At 46.2% G+C, this 20,578-nt stretch carries 19 protein-coding genes; 11 read left to right on the forward strand and 8 right to left on the reverse strand.

Annotated elements, in window-relative coordinates; all coding sequences use genetic code 11:
- Window positions 1-17: 17 nt before the first annotated feature.
- Genes ACLWNV_RS07825 through ACLWNV_RS07845 form a run of 5 tightly spaced genes read right to left on the reverse strand, consistent with a single transcriptional unit; the run spans window position 18 to window position 6,070 of the window.
- Window positions 18-848, reverse strand: a complete 831-nt coding sequence (locus tag ACLWNV_RS07825) for a hypothetical protein (RefSeq protein WP_413587371.1) — start codon at window positions 846-848, stop codon at window positions 18-20.
- A gap of 31 nt (window positions 849-879) precedes the next feature.
- Complete coding sequence (locus ACLWNV_RS07830; RefSeq protein WP_413587372.1) at window positions 880-2,085, reverse strand: hypothetical protein; 1,206 nt, start codon at window positions 2,083-2,085, stop codon at window positions 880-882.
- A complete protein-coding gene (locus tag ACLWNV_RS07835) occupies window positions 2,075-3,127 on the reverse strand; it encodes a type II secretion system protein (protein ID WP_413587373.1) in 1,053 nt (350 codons plus the stop codon). Before ACLWNV_RS07835 ends, ACLWNV_RS07830 begins: the two co-directional genes overlap by 11 nt.
- Complete coding sequence (locus tag ACLWNV_RS07840; RefSeq protein ID WP_413587374.1) at window positions 3,091-3,561, reverse strand: prepilin-type N-terminal cleavage/methylation domain-containing protein; 471 nt, start codon at window positions 3,559-3,561, stop codon at window positions 3,091-3,093. The genes ACLWNV_RS07835 and ACLWNV_RS07840 overlap by 37 nt, the downstream gene beginning before the upstream one ends.
- A 1-nt stretch (window position 3,562) precedes the next feature.
- Window positions 3,563-6,070 carry a hypothetical protein gene (locus ACLWNV_RS07845; protein ID WP_413587375.1) on the reverse strand — a complete coding sequence of 836 codons (2,508 nt, stop codon included), beginning with the start codon at window positions 6,068-6,070 and terminating at the stop codon, window positions 3,563-3,565.
- 229 nt (window positions 6,071-6,299) lie between these two features.
- Here ACLWNV_RS07845 and ACLWNV_RS07850 point away from each other — a divergent pair, with 229 nt between their 5' ends.
- Window positions 6,300-6,479, forward strand: a complete 180-nt coding sequence (locus ACLWNV_RS07850) for a hypothetical protein (RefSeq protein ID WP_413587376.1) — start codon at window positions 6,300-6,302, stop codon at window positions 6,477-6,479.
- Window positions 6,480-6,761: 282 nt separating this feature from the next.
- Entirely contained in the window at window positions 6,762-7,775 is a 1,014-nt protein-coding gene (locus ACLWNV_RS07855) for an HNH endonuclease (RefSeq protein WP_413587377.1), read from the forward strand.
- A gap of 84 nt (window positions 7,776-7,859) precedes the next feature.
- Here the strand turns inward: ACLWNV_RS07855 and ACLWNV_RS07860 are convergent, their stop codons facing one another.
- The 3 genes from ACLWNV_RS07860 to ACLWNV_RS07870 are packed head-to-tail and all read right to left on the reverse strand — an operon-like array spanning window position 7,860 to window position 9,899.
- Complete coding sequence (locus ACLWNV_RS07860; RefSeq protein WP_413587378.1) at window positions 7,860-8,162, reverse strand: hypothetical protein; 303 nt, start codon at window positions 8,160-8,162, stop codon at window positions 7,860-7,862.
- Window positions 8,163-8,197: 35 nt separating this feature from the next.
- Complete coding sequence (locus ACLWNV_RS07865; RefSeq protein WP_413587379.1) at window positions 8,198-9,340, reverse strand: hypothetical protein; 1,143 nt, start codon at window positions 9,338-9,340, stop codon at window positions 8,198-8,200.
- A gap of 49 nt (window positions 9,341-9,389) precedes the next feature.
- A complete protein-coding gene (locus ACLWNV_RS07870) occupies window positions 9,390-9,899 on the reverse strand; it encodes a hypothetical protein (RefSeq protein WP_413587380.1) in 510 nt (169 codons plus the stop codon).
- A 118-nt stretch (window positions 9,900-10,017) separates the two neighbouring features.
- On the opposite strand from ACLWNV_RS07870, the gene queA reads away from it, so the two are divergent.
- From queA to ACLWNV_RS07915, 9 genes are all read left to right on the forward strand, one after another.
- Window positions 10,018-11,031 (forward strand): tRNA preQ1(34) S-adenosylmethionine ribosyltransferase-isomerase QueA, encoded by a 1,014-nt coding sequence (gene queA / locus ACLWNV_RS07875; protein ID WP_413587381.1) that lies wholly within the window; start codon window positions 10,018-10,020, stop codon window positions 11,029-11,031.
- A 2-nt stretch (window positions 11,032-11,033) separates the two neighbouring features.
- Window positions 11,034-12,191, forward strand: coding sequence for a tRNA guanosine(34) transglycosylase Tgt (gene tgt / locus ACLWNV_RS07880; protein ID WP_413587382.1), 1,158 nt, complete (start codon window positions 11,034-11,036; stop codon window positions 12,189-12,191).
- 64 nt (window positions 12,192-12,255) lie between these two features.
- The gene (gene yajC / locus ACLWNV_RS07885) at window positions 12,256-12,606 is read left to right on the forward strand and encodes a preprotein translocase subunit YajC (RefSeq protein WP_413587383.1); all 351 of its coding nucleotides are present in this window, start codon (window positions 12,256-12,258) and stop codon (window positions 12,604-12,606) included.
- Window positions 12,606-14,294, forward strand: a complete 1,689-nt coding sequence (secD, locus tag ACLWNV_RS07890; protein WP_413587384.1) for a protein translocase subunit SecD — start codon at window positions 12,606-12,608, stop codon at window positions 14,292-14,294. Before yajC ends, secD begins: the two co-directional genes overlap by 1 nt.
- A 14-nt stretch (window positions 14,295-14,308) precedes the next feature.
- The gene (gene secF, locus ACLWNV_RS07895; RefSeq protein WP_413587385.1) at window positions 14,309-15,256 is read left to right on the forward strand and encodes a protein translocase subunit SecF; all 948 of its coding nucleotides are present in this window, start codon (window positions 14,309-14,311) and stop codon (window positions 15,254-15,256) included.
- Between the two features lie 66 nt (window positions 15,257-15,322).
- Window positions 15,323-17,050 (forward strand): single-stranded-DNA-specific exonuclease RecJ, encoded by a 1,728-nt coding sequence (recJ, locus tag ACLWNV_RS07900; protein ID WP_413587386.1) that lies wholly within the window; start codon window positions 15,323-15,325, stop codon window positions 17,048-17,050.
- Complete coding sequence (gene queC / locus ACLWNV_RS07905) at window positions 17,047-17,742, forward strand: 7-cyano-7-deazaguanine synthase QueC (RefSeq protein ID WP_413587387.1); 696 nt, start codon at window positions 17,047-17,049, stop codon at window positions 17,740-17,742. Before recJ ends, queC begins: the two co-directional genes overlap by 4 nt.
- 2 nt (window positions 17,743-17,744) lie before the next feature.
- Entirely contained in the window at window positions 17,745-18,314 is a 570-nt protein-coding gene (locus tag ACLWNV_RS07910; protein WP_413587388.1) for a DUF366 family protein, read from the forward strand.
- 70 nt (window positions 18,315-18,384) lie between these two features.
- Complete coding sequence (locus ACLWNV_RS07915) at window positions 18,385-20,571, forward strand: heavy metal translocating P-type ATPase (RefSeq protein WP_413587389.1); 2,187 nt, start codon at window positions 18,385-18,387, stop codon at window positions 20,569-20,571.
- Window positions 20,572-20,578 lie beyond the last annotated feature (7 nt).

The raw sequence follows: 20,578 nt of genomic DNA on the forward strand, positions 1-20,578 counted from the left end.
CCTTCAGGTGATTTCAATTATTTACAGTAACTTCCACCTTTTGAGCTTACGACATAGAACTTACCGTTGTCGCATTTATAGGTCGTGGTCGTGTATGTGCCGCTGGCATTTTTTGAGATCTGATACGAGGAAGTAGTGGTTGTGCCGTACGTATCGCAAAGGGAGCCGCATTGAGACTGTTTCCCTGGTTTACAAACAGAAGACTTGTTGCTTTCATAGACGATTTTATAGTTTCCGCTTGTACACTTGTAGGTGGAAGATGTCTTTTTGGTGCCTGATGCATTCTTGGAAATTTGATATTCCGCATAAGTCGAGCCCATAAACGTCGGACAATTAGAGCAGTCATTTGAATCCGGTGGAGGAGTTGAGTCTGTTTTCTCTTTATCTTCCTCTTTGTATTCTGAAAGCTGACAGCTAGCCGAAGCCAAAGTCGCCACACCATTCACACACTGAACAACCAATGTGCCACCCAATACGTTTTGCTTTTTAGTATTGGACATAACAGGTTTTGGATCCGTGCAATTGAAGTTCATGGACTGCCCATGATTCAACGGCGGTACGGACAAGCGTGATTTACCGCCCGTTGTAGTTGTATCGTCAAAAACCGTACTCATCATGATAAAAGCGTCCCGGCAGGCTGCTCCGTCATTACCCAGGTTGATCGGTGTGCCGACATTACCGTGATTTTCAGTTTTTGGCGTCTCGTTTTTCGGGGAGTCTTTTTTAAAGCGATACTCCCAGCGATTGCCGTTGTCGCCCGGTCTTGAAAAACCGGTCTCGGAAATGATTGCGATCGAAAACAGAAGCAAAACGCCAGTTGCTAATTTGATTTGAGTTTGCCTTTTCATGGAATCCTCCCACTAAAAAATGCTATCTCAATTAAGGAACAATTTTAAGAAAAATATCCCAGACGCGCCCTTTCTTTTGAACTCCCTTTTTATCCTTATAGGTGAATTCACCCGGTCCCACCAGGCGCGCGTTCGGTCCCAGATCCTGAGTCGCATCTGTGTATTTCACAGAAACCGACTCCACTCCCAGCTGCTTCAACGTTTTGATCTCGCTGGAACTGCTTTTTCCGTCGTGGTTGCGGTCCTTCCACAGACGAAGTTTCGAGAATACCGGATCCTTGGAGTCAATCACTCCATCTTTATTGCTATCGTAGATTTCAAGATTTTTAAAGCCATCTTGAAAGTTGTTGATATCGCCAAACAGCTCGTGACCACCATCAACTTTTCCATTTTTATTTTGATCTAAAACCAGGAAGTACATCTCGCTATCAAAATTCGGCCACGAGATATTCATGCCATTTTGATCAGGCAAAAGTGGGAACTTAGAGGTTTTTTCAACCTTTGGCAGCTCATCATCGAATTTTAAAACAAGCGGGGAGAAGTAACCGCCGCAGAAACGGTTTTCACTGGGGAAAGCCGCAAGCATCGTCAGGGACTTGCCGTTTTCAGAGGCATACCAGTTGCTCGCCGCTGTAATCGGACCATCAAAGGCCATAAACTGACGGGGCGTGGAGCTATCCGGAACCGTCTGAGAGAAGTTGATACCGCTTAAGATGTCGGACTTTACATCCAACGCTTCGAGTTTACTGAAATCAGTACCCGTTGCCAGAACATCCACCGGAATGGTTTTAGCACCTTCCAGGTTTACGCGAATCAGATTTCCCTTAAGGCGAGCACGCAAGCGAGTGCTGGTATTGTTATCCACAACAGTTGAATTGGTTAAATCCAATTCCTGACTGGCGTGTGTTTTCATAGTCGCGGTCGCCGGGAAAGTGATATCCAGTTTTCTTTTCCCACCGGCTGCCGTCATATAGTAAACGGTGGCCGTAATTTGCGACTGTTCAGAGATTGGATTCGGAACCGAACGAAGATTCGTTCCAAAGCAGCTGACATACATATCCAGGGTCGTAACGTCAGAGTTTGATCCATTCACAACAAGTTGCGAATCCAAAACCACGTCATTCATATTTGGACCTGTAAAGGGTAGAACACTCGTGGTTGAGGTTTTGCCTTTAAGTTGCGCCCAGCTAAATGAAGGTGCCAGCAAGGTTGCGGCGATCAGGTATTTAAAGTTCACGTTCGACCTCCATGCTAATGATGGGGAGGGTAATTGCTTTTCTATAGAAGGTGACAGATTTGACGTTGGTTAAAAGAACATTGACGTCCTGGTATTGGCCGTTCTTCAGTTCTTGAAACCATAAGTCTGTCTGTCTTTTTGCGTTCGTGCGAAGTTCAAATCGTACCAATGTCACGGGTTCAATTTTCACAAAAGGAGCCGCACCACCCACAGAAGGCAGGGTGCGCATAAAATTATCAATGTTGGTATAGTTGGCCAATGTCACCGGATGACTATTTAAAATACCAACCTTGGACTCCGTCGCAGATAAAAGAGCCAGGTCTGAACCAGCTACCTTACCCAGAAACGAGGCAAAGCGTGGTGCGGCTAGAACATTTACTGTGCCACCCACCAAAGGACGCAGGTAGGTCGGGCAGCTTAACAGGAAAAGTTCCCCGGAGCTCCAGCGTTTTTGAAAGATTTGAGTCATGGAGCCATTTGGAGCCACACCCGAAGAACCTTTTAAATCCGGTACAGAGTTTAACCCTGCATACTGAATAGCACCATTCGCCAGCTGATTGGGTGAATCCGAAACCTTGCGATAAGCAAACATCGGATCAAAGATGACAGAATCAAACTGAGCTTCTTCAGATTGCAAAAGATAGAAGTAACGATTTTGATCACCAGCTTTTATGGTGAAAGTTCTTTGCTCAAAGTCGGGCGCCACATCTTCAAGAGTGGAAAAAGGTACGTCTGGATAGTAATCAAAGAAATTACGGTTCTTATCATCCATCAGGGACACTTTGTTAAAGCTGGCTGCGGATTTTTTTAGAATGTTGACCGTTGCAATATTCAAAACTGAAAGATCCGATTCTCCCTCAGACGACTGATTGATTTTTTTAAGCTGCTTGGTGAAATCAAACAGGAACGTGGCGTTACCTAACGCCACAAAGCCCACCAGTCCAATCACCACCAGAAGTTCGGTCAGTGTCATTCCTCGCTGATTACGCAGAGGATTCTTATTTTTTACTTCACTGTTATGAAGTAGGTGTATTGTTTCCACCGTTCCTCCTGCTTACCAATAATTCTTTTATCCGCGGGCAATGCGACCCTTAAGTCGACCTGATAGACGTTTCTGACAAATAAACTGGGCACAATCACATAACCAAAATAAGCCTGACATGGTTTCTTCACGCACTCAGACTTCGGAACCATGCTTCCATTCGAAAGACCGAAAGGAAGGGCGTCACGCTTTAGCAGTTCCTCTTCCTTTTTTATATTGGTTTCAAATGAAACCTGATACAGCGACAGATTGAAACGAATGCTTTCCACGATCGCCTGAACCACGTCATTCGATGAGCGAGTCAGACGCAGTTGCGCTGATAAATTCGAAATATAAGTGATGTAAGAGTAAGTGGCATAACTGACCAAGGTACCGACCACGATCGCTGCCAGTAACTCCACCATTGAATAACCGCGGTTGTTGTTAAGTTTCATCCTACAACCCCTTTCCGCGGCTGACTTCCTTGATCAGGAAGCGCGTTGATTGTTTTTTACACTTCACCAAAGTATCGCGAGCATTCACAATACCGCAGTCTGGATCAACGGTTGTCCATTTAAAAGGATCGGCAGAACGCAAGCTTACCGGATTACAAACCCAGTGAGCGTAGCGGTCGGTGATACCGATGTTTGATTGCCATAAAGGAGCCAAAGCACCCGGTGAACAGTCAACCGCAGCACCTGCTTTATCCCGGCCTAAAATCCCGGCATTGATCAATTCTTGTGTGGCCTGAGGATGATAAATACTACTCCAGCGGATTCCCGCTCGGTACGCAGAGGCATCAATATTCAGCTGATTCGTAATTACCGTCCCAATGATTCGCAGAGGTCTTGAGCGTGGTAAAATCGTAAAGGTTTCACACGCAAACATTCCGGCAATCAAAGTCGCATTTTCACTGATGCGACATTCCTTAACCAAAGAATGAACAGTGAACGCGTTGCTGGTTCCATATGTCCACGCACCTTCATAGTAGCCTGGCTCCGTGCGAGTCGACCACTCGGTGTTAAACATCCAGGCGTGACGGGCTTGTCGTGCAAATGAAGTGTCCCAAGTCGCCGCCGGGAAGGCTGAAAAGTCAGCCCCGGGATCGCCTGGATCAGGAGTGGCAAAACATCTGTCATCGAATTCAGCCAGATTTTCTGGGTTGTCTTTTGGAACATGCAGGCCAATGTAAGTTGAATCAAGCGGATAGTTATAATCGTCAGAGGCTTCCAGACCTGAGTTCGTGCGCCACTTATTGAAGTTCACACCAAGGTTCGCCGTATTCGCCGCTAACACCATGTCGTTGCCTGATTTTGTGAATGTCACGCCGTTGATTTTATTTTTAAAGAACGGCGAGCCACCAGCAACACGCAGATTGTTTCCATTTAAGTAACCATAATCGTAGGCTTCAAATACGAATTTAACTGATGGCGAGGAGTTGATGACGACGCTGCCATTAGATTTATATGGTGCTAAATCAAGGCCCGGTGAAAACTCAATATTCATATCGACTTGATTGAACTGAGTACGCCCCGAAACTGTAAGCGGAGCCGTGGTAATCGTAATAGTAGAACCACCAGTACCCGTAGGATATAACGTCACTGTCCCTTGGCGGTGAACATAGAAATCAGTGATATATGCCCCGCGGGAACCCCCCGGAGCCTGCAAACCGTTATAGTAAACACGGGCTTTAAGTACCGGTGTTCCAGTCGTCGTCGTAGATGAAGACATCGCAGCGGTAGAAACGTTAGGGACAGTGGTCACAGCTTCAAATCCCGTGACATTTGCCTGCTCAACAAAGTTATCGACATTTCCGACGTTGAAGCTGACGTTGGCGCGATTGGCAGAAGCGGAATTTGCGCGAGACCAAAGCTGTGACGGATTTGTGATAATCAAATCGTATGAAGCCATCAGGCGGGCGCGGCAAAGTTTCTGAGCATCAAAACTTGTAGAGTCACCAGGTACGATGTTGTAAAGGAAATCAAGACCGGTGTCGCGACCTGGATCCAGTTCGTAGCCACCCAGAAGGCCCGCGAAATTCTTCATTTCATAGTTGTACATCGAGCCTTCGCCGCCGGCAGAAGACACCATAAAGGATTTATTATCCATCATGATCCGTCCGCCGCCTAAAACCACTTTATCAACGAAGACAACGTTGTTCATAGCCGGACGATGGCTGGAAGATGGCAAGTGCAAGTCGCCATTCACAAAAACCGGACTTTCAAAGCGCAAACCAGCACCTGCTGCCACTGACTGGGCATTCAGGGTGTTGTTGCCGTTTTGAGCACTGCTGCTTTTCACGTTTAGGTAAAGATCGTTTGGCAGAATCAAAGAAAAATAACTCAGCTCGCGCGGATAAACGATATTTTTTGAAACCAGCACCTCGTCAAACTGCGAATTATTTTTATGCTTAAGTGCGATCGTAATCTTAAGTGGCACTTCTTTGCCACGAACCGCTGAAATCGCGGTCGCATCCCGCTCGATCGTGAAAGTTCCAGTCGAGTACTCTTCTTTTAAAGGTCGGATGATCGAGTAAAGCGGATGGCTTTCAGTAAAGTCTTTCAACTGCACTGTTGTGGAAAGAGTTTTCAATCGAGTTGCTGAAAGGGGTTCAGCATGGGGAGTGCCGGAGTTACGAATGAAAAGCAATGACTCATCAGAAAGCAATAGACGTTGAGTGTTGCGCGGGTGAGTCAGGGAACAGTTCATTTCCTGCACCCAGGAAGGGGACAAGCACCAGCTTTGTTTGATCGCGTTCACGGTATAAGCATAAAGTCCGTCCATCACAATACGGCGATCCGTTTTGTTCGCGGAACGTGCCATCATTTTCGCTTGGGTTTCAACATATGCTATAGAAGCAAAGAACATGATACAGACGATCACACCACCTATGATCGCCATAAGAAGTACGGAGCCCTGTTGCGAGCGCAACAACTGCTTGTGGAACGCGCTATGATGGTTCAAACAATCCCCTTTGTTCTAAATACTTATCGGCTTTTGGATCGTTTCCTTTGAGTAAATAGGAGTCAGAAAGGCCCCCAAATCTTCGGAATTTGTTTCATTGTGAGACATAATAATTCAGAAAAAGTCATTTACCACTGGATCGTTGCTACTTCGTATAGCAATCCTCGGCTTAAGGGCGACTCCAGCAAAGGGGCTTCCTTGGTAAAATAAGTGAGCAAGGAGGTGTATTATGTCCCGTCATAATAAAGGCAGAGGATTCAGCCAAACCAGCAAACGCTACGAGGGAAATCTAAAAGAGCAGCGACGAGCCGCTCACAACAAACAAATGGATCACTCCGCAGATTCCAATTTCAGTGAATCCGCGAGTGAAAACAAAGAAACTTCTGAAAAAGGTTCTTCCAAAAAATAGCTTTTTGTAGAGTGACTTTTAGAAGAAAAGCACAGCCTAAAATCTGTGCTTTTTTTTTAATACCCCGGACGCCATGCTATCGAACCCAAACAACTTCAGCGGTTTTTACCGCCACCGTGGCAGTGGCCTCGAGTTGCATGCGATGAGGCAGCATTAGCATTTTTCAATCTATGAAATAAAACATTGACGTGAAAATGAACTCTCGCAAATGGCTTTAGCGAACAGTTCGCAGTTTAATTTCTTGGAAAATCAATTTTTTGAATTTCGCTGTACTGAAGGCTTATGGCGATCTACTGGATGAAATTCGCGCTGTATCACACATCAAGAAGAAATTTACTTCAAAAAAGCCGTGTTATGGTGTGTTCAATTTCAAAGGAGATTGCGATGAACTTGAAGCATCTTGATAAAAGCGAACTGGATCACAGAATTAAAACCTTGGTGCAACGTGAACGTGAACTTTTGCATGAAGTTTTACTGACGATCAAAGAAATCGACGCGCGCAGAACATTTTTAGAATTGGGTTATGGCAGTCTGTTTGAATATCTGATTCAAGGAGTCGGGTATTCAGAGGGAAGCGCTCAGCGCCGGATTGATGCAGCTCGGTTAATTCGGGAGATTCCTGAGGTGGCAATAAAGATACAGAATGGTGAGTTAAAATTAAATCAAGTGTCACTTTTGCAAAAAGCATCGCGCGAGGCTTATAAAGCTCACGCAACAAAAGTGACCTCAGAGCAAAAACTGGAAGTTATTAATAGCTTGCTCAAGAAAAATCACGGACAAACCCAACAGCAGGTAGCTGCGTTTTTTGATTTGCCATCTTTACAAAGCTCTAAACAGTTTGTTCAGGCTGATGAAAGCGTGCGTATTGAGTTGACCTTAACTAAAGAGGTTCATACGAAAATTCAACGTGCGCAAGAATTGCTATCCCATTCACTGCCGGATCGGGATTTGGGTCAGTTTTTGGGATTTTTAGCTGAAAAGGTAATTGCCCAAAAAACGGGTATGAAGTTGAAGCCGCCTTCAAACAAGGCCAAATCCACCGCCACCGTGGCGGCGGAAAATGGAGCAAAACAACCTGCTATGATTGTGAAAAGAATCCGTAAGCAACAAGGGTGTTGTCAGTACGTAGACAAAAAAACGGGCCACCGTTGCAAAAGTGTTTGGAAGCTGCAAATAGATCATAAGCAAAGCCAATGGGCAGGGGGAGATAATAGTCAGGAAAATCTGCAGATCCTATGTGCGGCTCATAACAGAATGAAGTATGACAGGGAAGCAGGGATTCGGTATTTATCATAAATTGGAAGAGGATTTTTGATGCCTCATACCGCGCTAGTGAACTGAAAGATCACCTGGACGGCGAGTAGAGGCGTTTAGCCACTATTACTGTTTTTTCTGCGCTTTGGATTTCTTAGATGTTTTTTTGCCGGACTTTTTCTTGGATTTCGCAGATTTAGACTTGGATTTTTTGTTCTTCTTGCTGGATTTTTTAGAGCCGTATTTCTTTTGAGCTTCTTTGCGAATCGCGGCGTTTTCCTGAATATAAGGCAGCATGCCTTGGTAACCAGTTACAGGAACTTCTGAAGCATCAGCGGGAGGTGGGGTCGCCACGTCCTCGGCCAATGCCGGCCCCAGGCCGACGAATGAAAAAATCACGAAGAATGTCACAAGATGCTTTATGTTCATCCACAAACATTAACGTGAAAGTTTCCGAAGCTCAACTATTTCCACGCCGCCAATTCTTCCCAGGCACTGCGATTTTCAATTTGGCTGTAATCATAGACATCAATATGCGGCACGACTTCCGAGATCACCTCAAGACTCTCCTGAAATTGCTGCAGATCCGGTGTGACACTGCTGTGCTGGCCATGCCACGTGGAAATCTCGATATGAATTATAACCTCACTGCGATTAGCGACGATCTTCTGAAAGTCCAAAGAAGCGGGCAGAGTCCACGCCGGAGTAAAAACCGGAGTGCCATGTTCTCCCAACCACTGCTGCCACAAAAGCTCACCCACCACGAAGTCCATTTTTTGAGCGCCCTGTAAATTCAAAATACTGTTTAGATCAAATCCCACGTCATCACGAACTTCTTCGGATTCAAACAAACTTCCATCGGCATGGGCGGGCCACGTTTGTACGACACCAGCTTTGATGCCTTTTGCGTGACTGACTTCGGCCATCATCGCCAAAAGATCAGTAACGCCTTCGGCTCTCATGATTTTCCAATTGGCATCCCCCAATTTTCCCTGGGGAAATCGGGCAAAAAAAGCTTTGTTGGCTTCGGGGTTAAAATCAGCCTCCATGCGCCAGTAACAATCGACTGTTGGCTCGACCGCTTCAATCGCATAAAGATCTGGAAATTTTGAAGTCAGATCCTGAATGAAACCTCTTAACCACGCACGATATTCATGATGCCATGCTGACAACAAATAAGTTTGCGGCATGGGTTTATAATCCTGGCCCGTGGGCATTTTCGAGCGCCACTCGGGGCGGGCCGTCCAGACAGATTTATTATCCATCACCGAAATCACTGCCACCACGTTAAAGTCATGAGCCTTCGCCAAAGTGTAAAGTTCCTTAAAAATATTCATCTCGCCGAAATGAGTTTCCACTTCGGTCAGTGGATAGTCCGTCGGATAAAACGCTCCGTGGTTGGAAACGTAAGCGTACAGAAAAAGTGTATTAACGTGAGCCTCATGGGCCTTGGCGATAACTTTCTGAGCGATTTCGGATGCGCCCAGGGTGGGATACAATTCATAAAAATAGGAAGGATCCACGCGCAGTCCGCGCATCTCAGGTTTTGCATAACTGAGGCAAGGCAAAAGCAATGGTAATACGAGCGTCAGAATCCACTTCGTCATGTCGAACTCCTAAAGGGCTCATGTTAACGACGTGGAGTTTATGAAGCTACTAAGGAAGATATGGTCTTTGACAAGCCCGGCGTAAAAGATCCGCCTCGCGCCAGGTGTTGATGTCGCGCAGGGCGCCTTTCAGATACCACATGATCTTAAACTGTTCAGGGAACGAAAGTTGACAAAATCCTGTGTCAACATAGCAGCTGACATGATCCTGAATCGCCTTTTGCTTAATCTGTGCGCAACGAAGTCCATCCGCAGTTTCACGCAGGCGCACCTGCAGGCAGAAGCGTACTTCCTGCAGCCAGATTTGGCTGTCCTGGCTGAATTTATGTTCGTCTTTTACAAAAAGTTCGCAATAAGGAATTCCGAAGCCCTTCCAGTAGCCTTTTTTACCGCAAGGTTGTTGCTTACTCATACACCGGTAAAACTCACAGGACTCGTGGGAAACCGGGCAGTCCGCAGCCGATTCCGGCATCACTTCGGAATTAGGTTCCCCGTGGGCAAAAAGCCCAAGGCTTAGAACAGTTATAAGGGGGAGAACCCAGTTTATAGTGAATTTCATGATTTAAACGGGAATCTCCCGCAGATTAAGCACTGAGGCAACTGGAAATGCCCGTTTTAGGGTAAAAGTTACCTTCGCAGCTACAATCTTCATTGCAGCTATGCTATGAAGGCTCCCTATGAAAATCACTGACCTCATTTTTTCTTATCCCGAAGAACTGGTTGCTACGTCTCCGCAGCGCCCTTCACGGGTGATGTGGGTTGAAAACAATCAGCCGACGGAAATTTCCATCGAAACTTTGAAAAGCAAAATTCAAAGCGGCGATGTGTTGGTGGTGAATAACACGCAGGTTTTAAAACGCCGCGTGTTTTCCGGTGATATCGAAATTCTATTCCTGAAACAAGACACTGAATTCGACTGGGAAGTTTTGTTTCCCTCCAAAAAATTTAAAATCGGTCAGACGTTGGAGTTGCCACTGGGCGTGGTCATGACCTTAAAAGAAAAAGGTCGCCCGCAAAAAGTCACACTCAGCCAGGCTGTGACCGAGGACTACTTCCAAAAAGTAGCAGAACTTCCGCTGCCGCCATATATCCAAAGAGCCCGTAACGAACGCCACACCGTTGAGGCCGACGAATCCTGGTATCAAACTGCCTGGGCAAAACAGCCCGGAAGCTTTGCGGCTCCAACCGCCAGCCTGCATTTTTCAAAATCAGACATGGATCAACTTCGTGCCCATGGGGTGCAGATCGTCGAAGTGACTTTACATGTGGGCTTGGGAACATTCCTGCCGGTGACAGCTGAAGATCTGAACGATCATGATATGCACGAAGAATACGTCGAAATTTCCGCTGAAAGCTGGAACGCAGTTCAGACTGCACGTGCATCCGGTAAGCTTGTCTGGTCTTTAGGAACTACCACCACGCGTTCCTTGGAAAGTGCCGCCGGGGGGCTGTTAAAGGGCTCAGCCAGCGAAGGATTCAGTGGCTTTACCAAGCTTCTGATTCAGCCGGGTTATGAGTTTAAAGTGGTGCAAAGGCTGCTGACGAATTTTCATCAGCCCGAATCAACCTTACTCGCTTTAGTTTCTGGATTTTCTTCTTTAGAGACAGTAAAAACTTGCTACTTATGGGCTATTGAGAGAAAGTTCCGTCTCTTTTCTTATGGCGACCTGACTGTCTGGATAGGTAAATAAACATGCTTGATGGTAAAACTATGACGACTCCTGCTTCTGAAAATGAAATGACTTTGGGACAATTCGTTGTCCATAAAACCGAAGGCAATGCCCGTCGCGCGACTTTGATGACTGATCATGGGCCGGTGCAAACTCCGGTGTTTATGGCCGTCGGTACCAAAGCAACAGTGAAAGCGATGACTCCGGAAGAGTTGAAAGATTGCGGCACTCAGGTTGTTTTGGGCAATACCTATCACTTGCATTTGCGCCCTGGTGAAAAAACCATCAAAAAAATGGGTGGCCTTCATAAGTTCATGAACTGGCACGGTCCGATTCTGACTGACTCCGGTGGTTTCCAGGTTTTCTCTTTGTCCAAACTTCGCAACATGAACGAAGAAGGTGTTGAATTCCGCTCGCACCTTGACGGCGCAAAACATTTTATCTCTCCAGAAAAGAGCATGGAGATCCAAATGGATCTGGGCTCTGATATCATCATGGCCTTTGATGAATGTCTTCAATACCCGGCAACAGACGAGCAAATTGAAGCTTCCATGGCTTTGACCTACCGTTGGTTGTTGCGCTCAAAAGCCGCGATGACTCGCAAAACAAGTTTGCTGTTCGGTATCGTGCAAGGGGGCTTAAGCCTTAAGCATCGTTTGAAATCATTGGAGCAAATCACTTCCGTTGATTTGCCCGGATATGCACTGGGTGGTTTCTCGGTGGGTGAGCCAATTCATTTGATGCACGAGCTTCTTCCGCATATTGCGCCAAAAATGCCGGCGAATAAGCCGCGTTATTTGATGGGTGTGGGAACGCCAACAGATTTAATTATTGCAATCGATTCGGGCATCGATATGTTCGATTGCGTCATGCCTACTCGAGTGGCACGTAACGGTACGATCTATACTTGGCAGGGTAAAGTCAGCATTAAGCGCAGCGAGTTCAAAGAAGATCCTTCACCGCTGGATCCAGAGTGTGATTGCTACACGTGTACGAATTATTCCAAGGCGTATTTGCGTCACATGTTCTTGAGTGGTGAAATTTTAGGCTCAAGATTGAACACGATTCACAACATTCATTTCTATATGAAATTGATGGAAAAGGCCCGCGAAGCGATCGCAGAAGGTCGTTGGGCGGCGTTCCGTGATGACTGCTTAACGCGTTTCGTAAAGAAAGGCTAACTGACATAACTATTGATTCTTCCATGGAATAATGCTGAATTTTAGCGTCATCATTGGAGGAATCATGTTATTCGAACTTCTTGTTAATACAGCTCATGCGCAAGCGGCAGCACCTGCAGCCGGCGGCCAACCATCTACATTGGAGATGTTTGTTCCGTTTATCTTCATCTTCGTTATTTTCTACTTCCTTATTATCCGTCCTCAATCCAAGCGCCAAAAAGAACACCAAAAGTTCTTGAATGAAATCAAACGTGGCGACGAAGTTATCACTTCTTCCGGTATCTTGGGTCGTATCGAGGGCATCACTGACCAGTTCGTGACTGTAGAGATCGCGGATGGCGTGAAAGTTAAAATGCTTCGTACTCAAATTGCGACAACTCAGAAAGCAGCAGCATCTAAAGAGGATAAGAAATAATGGACGGACTTCGTTGGAGAACCGCAGCCGCAGTTGCGGGTATCATTTTGGCTCTCGTTTGGTTTATGCCGAACGTGGTGAATTTTGGAAATGCATGGTGGCCATCTAAGCAAAAGATGAACTACGGCTTGGATATTCAAGGCGGTCTACATCTAGTAATGGGTGTTGACGTTGATGGCGTGGTTCGCGAGTCCACAACTCGTTTGATCGCATCTTTGAAATCTGAAACTGCAAAAGAAGGCGTGGCTTTGACTGATGTTAAATCCGAGCGTCCTGAAGCAGGTGAAGTTGTTTTGTCATTCGCAGAGGGTGATAAAGCAAAAGTTGAAAAATACATGAGCGATAAGCATCCGGCAGACTTGCAGCAAGTGGGCTCAACGGCAACGACGGCGACTTACCGTTATTTTGATGCTTATTTGAACGACTATAAAAATCGCGTGATTCAACAGGCGATTGAAACAATCCGTAACCGTATCGATGAGTTCGGGGTGGCAGAGCCGTCCATTTCTCAACAAGGTGCGAATCGTATCCTGGTTCAATTGCCAGGTATGGCCGATGCGGAAAAAGCGAAACAGTTGATCAATACAACTGCGAAACTTGATTTCATGATCGTATCTCACGAAAAAACTCCACAGGAATTGCAAGTGATGATCGCTGACGCTGAAAAGGCGGGTGGTTATAAATTGGATTCTATGAAGTACTCTGACTACGTGACTCGCATCAACGCGGATCTTAAAGGCAAATTGCCGGAAAAAACTGTGGTTTACTTCGAGAAGTCTGCAAACGCGACTTCCATGGAAACAGGTGCGATCCCTTATCTTCTTAAAACAGATACAGATCTTGGTGGATCCGCTTTGGATGACGCAAGTGTCGGTTACGACAACTACGGTGCTCCAATGGTTTCTCTTCGTTTCAACTCTGCAGGAGCTACGAAATTTGCTGATTTGACGGGTGCAAACTCCGGTAAGCAAATGGCGATCGTTCTGGATAAGATCATCAAATCCGCTCCAAGCATTCGTGAGCGTATTGGTGGCGGTCAGGCGACTATCACTTTGGGGGGTGGCCGTGATCGTAACCAAATGATGGACGAAGCGAAAATGATCTCCACAGCTCTTCGTGCGGGTGCATTGCCCGCTTCATTGGAGCAATTGGAAGAGCGTCGCGTGGGTCCAACCTTGGGTGCTGACTCTATTGATAAAGCTCAAATGGGTGCCTTCGTTGGTGCTGCGTTGATTGCATTGTTTATGATCGTTTACTACCGTGGCATGGGTGTTGTGGTGGCAGTGTGCCTGGGTCTGAACGTTTTGGGTGTTTTGGCACTTCTAACTTCATTCGGCGCTACATTGACGTTGCCGGGTATTGCGGCGATCGCCCTGACTGTGGGTTTTGCGGTCGATGCGAACGTGCTCATTAATGAGCGGATTAAAGAGGAGCTGGCTGCAGGCCATGGTCTGAATACCGCTATTAAAGAGGGTTACCACCGTGCGATGTCTGCGATCATCGACTCCAACGTAACAACTGGTGCGACTGCTGTGATCTTGTTGTACTTCGGTACAGGTCCGGTGCGCGGTTTCGCGGTGAGCTTGTTGATTGGTATCGTGACAACTATGTTTGCGAACGTGTTCGTATCCAAAGTTATCGTGGATCAGTTGATTTACAAATTTAACGTGAAGAAGTTGTCTATCTAGGATTGGTGCAAAAAATGGCTAATAATATTTCAAAAACAGCGACAACTGAATCTTGGGGCAAAATCGACTTTGTCGGCAAAACGAATCTTTTCACAGGGATCTCGGTTTTGTTGGTCGTAATTTCTTTGATCTATCTTGGGATTAAAGGGATTAACTATGGTATCGACTTTAAGGGTGGTACCGAGTTTCAGGTAAAATTCTCTCAAGGTGTCACGATCGATCAAGTTCGTGAATCCGTGGATGAACTGAAACTGGGTGATGTGGGTGTTCAGGCTATCGGTGAAAACAATGAATACATCATTCGTTTCCAGGGTAAGCAGGGCGCTACTGATAAAGAAACCAATGAAATCCTGAATCAGGATATCGTTAAAATCAGAACTATGATCGAGACTAAGTTCAAAGATCACAGTCCGGATATCCGTCGTATCGACACGGTGGGACCTCAAGTGGGCGCCGAGTTGAAACGTAACGGTTTGCTTGCGGTATTCTACTGCTTGCTTGTGATCCTGATCTACGTGGGTCTTCGTTTCGATTACAAATACGCTCCGGGCGCTGTATTCTGTTTGGCCCATGATGCGATTATCACTCTGGCGATTTTCGTGGCAGTAGGTAAGGAAGTAAACGTTCCTATCCTGGCGGCAATTCTGACATTGATTGGTTATTCTCTGAATGACACCATCGTCGTATTTGACCGTATCCGTGAAACAGACAGCTTGTATCACGATAAAGGCTATAAATTTATCATCAACAAAGCGATCAACGATATGCTTCGTCGTACGTTCATGACTTCCGGAACTGTATTCACTTCAGCATTGTGCTTGTGGATCTTCTCTGGCGGTACAGTGGGCGACATTGCATTCGCGATTTGCGTGGGTATCGCATTCGGTACTTACTCTTCCATTTACGTGGCAGCACCGTTTGTCATGTATATGGATAAATTGATGGGTAAAAAGACTGCTTAATAAAGCAAGGCCCCGATAAGGGGCCTTTGTGTTTTAAACAAGGACAAGAGTCCTTTTGGAGTTTGTGTGAATCCTTTGTGGAAACTACGAGAAGCTAACGGCGAGGTTTTAACGCCCGCAAAGGTCGAGGGGCAGTGGCCATCCTTGATCGGTAAGCTACTTGCAGCCCGAGGATTCACCGAAACCAATGAAGTTGAAAAACTTCTTTTTCCAAAGCTCGTGGATTTGAAAGATCCTCTTTTGTTAAAGGGGATGTCTCAAGCGCTGGAGCGTCTGGGGAATGCTTATCTGAATAAAGAAAAGATCTGCATTTATGCAGATTTTGACCTGGATGGTACGTCGGGGTTGGCACTACTAAAAACGGGAATGCAGGCTTTGGGTTTCACCGAAGTACTTCATTACCAGCCAAAACGTCTGTCTGAAGGTTACGGCTTTCACGCCGCAGCCGTTGAGGAATTAAAATCTCAAGGCGTATCCCTGATTATCACGGTTGACGTTGGAATCACGGCCCATGCAGCCATCGATAAAGCCCGTGAGTTGGGTGTGGATGTGATCCTTACGGATCATCACTTGCCAGCTGATACTTTGCCGGAAGCCTATGTCATCATTAATCCAAATCAGGGAACTTGCGAAAGTGGTTTAGGTTATTTGTGTGGTGCCGGCGTCGCTTTCTACTTGCTTCGCGGTCTGAAAAGATACTTTCACGATAATCCGCAACTACCTAAAAACAATTGGGATCTTAAAGAGGTTCTGGATTACTTTACCATCGGTACCTTAACCGACATGGTGCCACTCGTGGACGATAACCGCGTTTTGGTAAAGCATGGCCTGGTGAAGCTTGCTGAAACCAAAAGAGCAGGACTTCGTGCATTACTTGAAGAGTTAGATCTTCAGGATCGTGCTTTAACCAGCCAGGATGTAGCCATCCGTTTTGCACCTAAACTTAATGCTCTTTCCAGAATGGAATCGGGAATTCTGCCGATTGATATTTTCCTTTTGGAAGATCAGGCAAAAGCCCGCGATATGGTTCGTCAGGTTATGAAGAACAATTCCACGCGTGTGCAACTACAAAGTGATGCCGAAGCAGAAGCTCAAGAACTACTTAAAGAGTGGCCACATAAAGACTTTGTATTTGTAGCCTCTTCCAGTTTTCACCGCGGCGTTGTGGGTTTGATCGCGACCAAGCTTACTCAAGTTTATAATAAGCCGGCCTTTGTCGGTTCCATCGGCGACGATGGAATGATCGTCGGTTCCGCACGTTTACCTCAAGGTCAGGATGCCTGTCTGGTCGAGGCGATGGGAACTGCAGCTGAACTAATGAGCCGTTTTGGCGGTCACTCGGCAGCAGCGGGTTTTGAAATCGCAGAAACCAAGGTTTCCCAGTTTGTGCAAAAGCTGGATTCTCATTTTTCAGATTTGCGCGAAAAGCCAAAACCGCTGGAAATTTTTTATGACGTTAAAGCCAGTTTGCCAGAAGTCAGCACGAATCTGATGAAGTGGTATGACTTTGTCGGACCATTCGGGGCTGGGTTTGCTATTCCCTTGATTCATTTTGCTAACATCCAGGTTTTGTCCAAACGCGAACTTAAGGGCGGTCACTTGCGCCTTAAACTGTTTGATCCGGATACAAATGCCACGATGGAAGCATTGCTATTTACTCCGACTCCTCGTCAGGTGGAAACTTTGCACAACGTGCCGGGTTTCTATGATATTTTAGGGGAGCTGCAGTGGAATTATTTTGCTGGGCAAAAAACCATTCAAATCCTGGTTCGTGATCTGAAGGCCATGTCATGAAGAATAAGAAAAAAGTCGTTGTCCTATTGTCATCGGGCTTAGACTCGACGGTGAATATATTTGAAGCGATCAAGCATCACCACGAAGTGGTGCTGGCTTTGACTTTTAATTACGGTCAAAAAGCCGCGAAAAAAGAAATCGAACAATCCGCAAAAATCGCAAAGTACCTGAATGTCCCGCACAAGGTGTTGGATGTAACCTGGTTTAAGGAATTCAATAAATCCTCCTTGCTGGTTGATGATCAGGCCGTGCCGACAGGCAAGGATGTCGAGATCGACAACCTGGAAAAATCCGGAGAGACTGCAAAGTCAGTTTGGGTTCCCAATCGTAATGGTATTTTCCTGAATATTGCTGCCGCGTATGCGGAAGCATTGGGAGCTGATTCCGTGATCCCGGGCTTCAACGCCGAGGAAGCGGCCACTTTTCCAGACAACTCCGTGGATTTTCTAAAAGCTGCCACTCATGCGCTGTCTTATTCAACAGCGAATAAAGTGACTGTTGGCTGTTACACCGCTCATCTAAATAAACCAGCGATCGTCTTGCTGGGACAGGGCCTGAACGTTCCGTGGGAACTTACGTGGCCTTGTTATTTTGCCGGTGACGACTGGTGCGGGCAGTGTGAGTCCTGCCAACGGGCAAAGCGCGCTTTTGCCTCTGCCAACGTTGATGTAAAAAGTTATTTTAAGGGGTGATTATGGAAATGCATTTTATCGAAAAGAAATTTGCCTACGACGGCAGTCAGCTTCATTCGTTATTTGCATATCTTGAGCACGGCAAGCTTGGACCTTCGATTGTGTCCTGGGTTGGTCAGTGTGACATCCCAGCAGCCCACATGGTGGATGGTGAAGATCTTCTGGCCAACGCTGTGATTGCAGGCGATGAAATGCTTCATTTTATTATCGAAGTCTTTGATCGTGATCTGTTTAGTGGTGTGGCTTTGCAAAGACTTTTTGCGGCCATTGCCCGTGACTATGTTCAAAAGCACGGCGCTGCTTATTTAAAGTTAGATGTTCTGATTCGTGACGGCGATGATATTTACTGGGGAGACCGCAAGCTTTCCATCAGTATCGCGACTCGTTCTCCGGTTTCGACGATGGTGCATTTCGCAATGAACGTGACCAACGAAGGCACTCCAGTAAAGACTGCTTGTTTGGGTGACTTTAAATTAGATCCCCGTAAAACAGCACAGGACCTAATGGCCCTGTTTAAGCAGGAATTTCAATCTATTACAGTCGCCACTCAAAAGGTAAGACCAGTCCCATAAATCTTTGTCACAAAAAGACCCTCTGTGTCCTAATAGGATCAGAGGCTCTTATTGCAGACAAGGATCTAACATGGAATCAAACAGACAGCTTTTAAGTACTGATTTGCAGCTGATCGGAATGTCCTGCGTGAATTGCGCTGCAAAAATCGAGAAAGCCTTAAATGGCGTTCCCGAGGTTAAAGCGTCTGTAAACTTCGCCACCGAGAAAGCTCATGTCGAGTTTGATCCGCAGTCCGTCTCTCCTGAAGCTTTGATCAAAACAATTCAAAATCTGGGATACCAGGCCTTTGAAGTGAATTCAGAATTTGATGCACAAAAGGTCAAAGAAATCGCTGCGGCTGAATATCAGCATGATTTCCGTCACTTCGTGATTTCAGCAATTCTTACAGCACCTTTTTTGCTTGAGATGGTGTTGATGTTTACGCAAGGACATCAGGAATTCATTCCACGTTGGGTGCAGTTCGCATTGGCGACTCCCGTGCAGTTTTGGATCGGCTGGAGGTTTTATGTCGGCTCTTATCACGCATTAAAAGCGCGAAGTGCAAACATGGATGTGCTGGTGGCCTTGGGCACAACGATGGCCTACTTGTTAAGTGTCGTAGTGATTGTGATGAAGTGGCACCACCAACACGTTTATTTTGAAGCTAGCACCGCAGTGATCACGTTAATTCTTTTGGGAAAACTGATGGAGTCCCGGGCTAAAGGTAAGACTTCGGAAGCCGTGGAAGGACTTATTCGGCTGCAACCCAAAATGGCCTGGATCGAGCGAGACGGAAATTGGATTGAAACCGCGATTGATGACGTAAAACTTGGTGATAAAGTTTTGGTAAAAAACGGGGAGGCCATTCCTGTCGATGGAATGGTGGTCGAGGGACATTCTTCAGTCGATGAATCCATGCTGACAGGTGAAAGCATGCCCGTAGAGAAGAATCCCGACAATCATGTGTATGCAGCAACCTTAAATCAAGATGGGGTCTTGAAAATAAAAGCCACCAGCGTAGGCGCGAAAACGCAGCTGGCGCAAATCATTAAAATAGTAACCACGGCTCAAGGATCAAAAGCTCCGATACAGCGGTTAGCTGATCGTATCTCCAGTGTCTTTGTTCCCGTTGTGGTGCTAATTAGCATCGTCACTTTTTTCTTAACCTGGTTTTTCCTTTCTGATTTGCAGGCAGCTTTTGTAGCGTCAGTATCGGTTTTAGTTATAGCTTGTCCTTGCGCACTGGGACTGGCTACGCCCACGGCGGTTGTTGTGGGAATCGGAAAAGCTGCACGCATGGGGATCTTGTTTAAAGATGCCAAGGCTTTGGAGCTTGGTGAAAAAGTAAATCTTGTGGTTCTGGATAAGACCGGAACCATCACCGAAGGCAAACCTGTCGTTACCGAGGTTCACGGAGTGTCAGTAACAAGTGAATTGGAAATACTGTCGCTGGCGGCAAGCTTAGAGCATGGATCATCGCATCCACTCGCACATGCAATTACTTCTGGTGCCAGCGCAAAAGGTGCGTCTTTAAAGCCCGTGCAAAATTTCAAGGTCATTAGTGGCCACGGTGTTGAAGGTTTGATTGATGGAGTTCAATATCAACTTGGCCGTCCAGATTGGGTTGCGGGTGGTGGATTCCTGCAAAATGAATTGATCACCCGCTTGGAATCACAAGGGCAAACCGTGATGGTCTTGGGAAGTCATGATCGCATCCTGGGTTATGTGGCGGTCGCTGATCGAATTCGTGAAAGTTCCAAGAAAGCTATCGCAGATTTACATGCCCTAGGCGTGCAGGTCATGATGCTGACTGGGGATAACGAAGGCACGGCCAAAGAGATCGCAAAACAAGCTGGAATTCGAGACTACAAATCTGGCGTCAGACCTTCTGATAAAGCCGGTATTATTGTCACCATGAAAAGACAAAAGAAATTTGTAGCCATGGTGGGTGATGGGATTAATGATGCTCCGGCACTGGCCATGGCAGACGTAAGTTTTTCCATGTCATCAGGAACTGATATCGCCATTGAAACTGCCGATATCACGTTGATGAACAATGACCTGGAATCAGTGGTGCACGCGATTCATCTCTCCAAAGCCACTTTGAAAAAGATTCGTCAAAATCTGTTTTTTGCCTTCTTCTATAATGTCTTGGGAATCCCTTTGGCTGCCTTCGGAATGCTAAATCCCGTTATCGCAGGAGCTGCGATGGCAATGAGCTCTGTCTCAGTTGTCAGTAATTCTTTACTATTAAAAAGATCAAAGACTGGTTCCTAAAGAACCA

This window comes from Bdellovibrio sp. HCB274 (assembly GCF_047306075.1).
Lineage (GTDB): Bacteria > Bdellovibrionota > Bdellovibrionia > Bdellovibrionales > Bdellovibrionaceae > Bdellovibrio.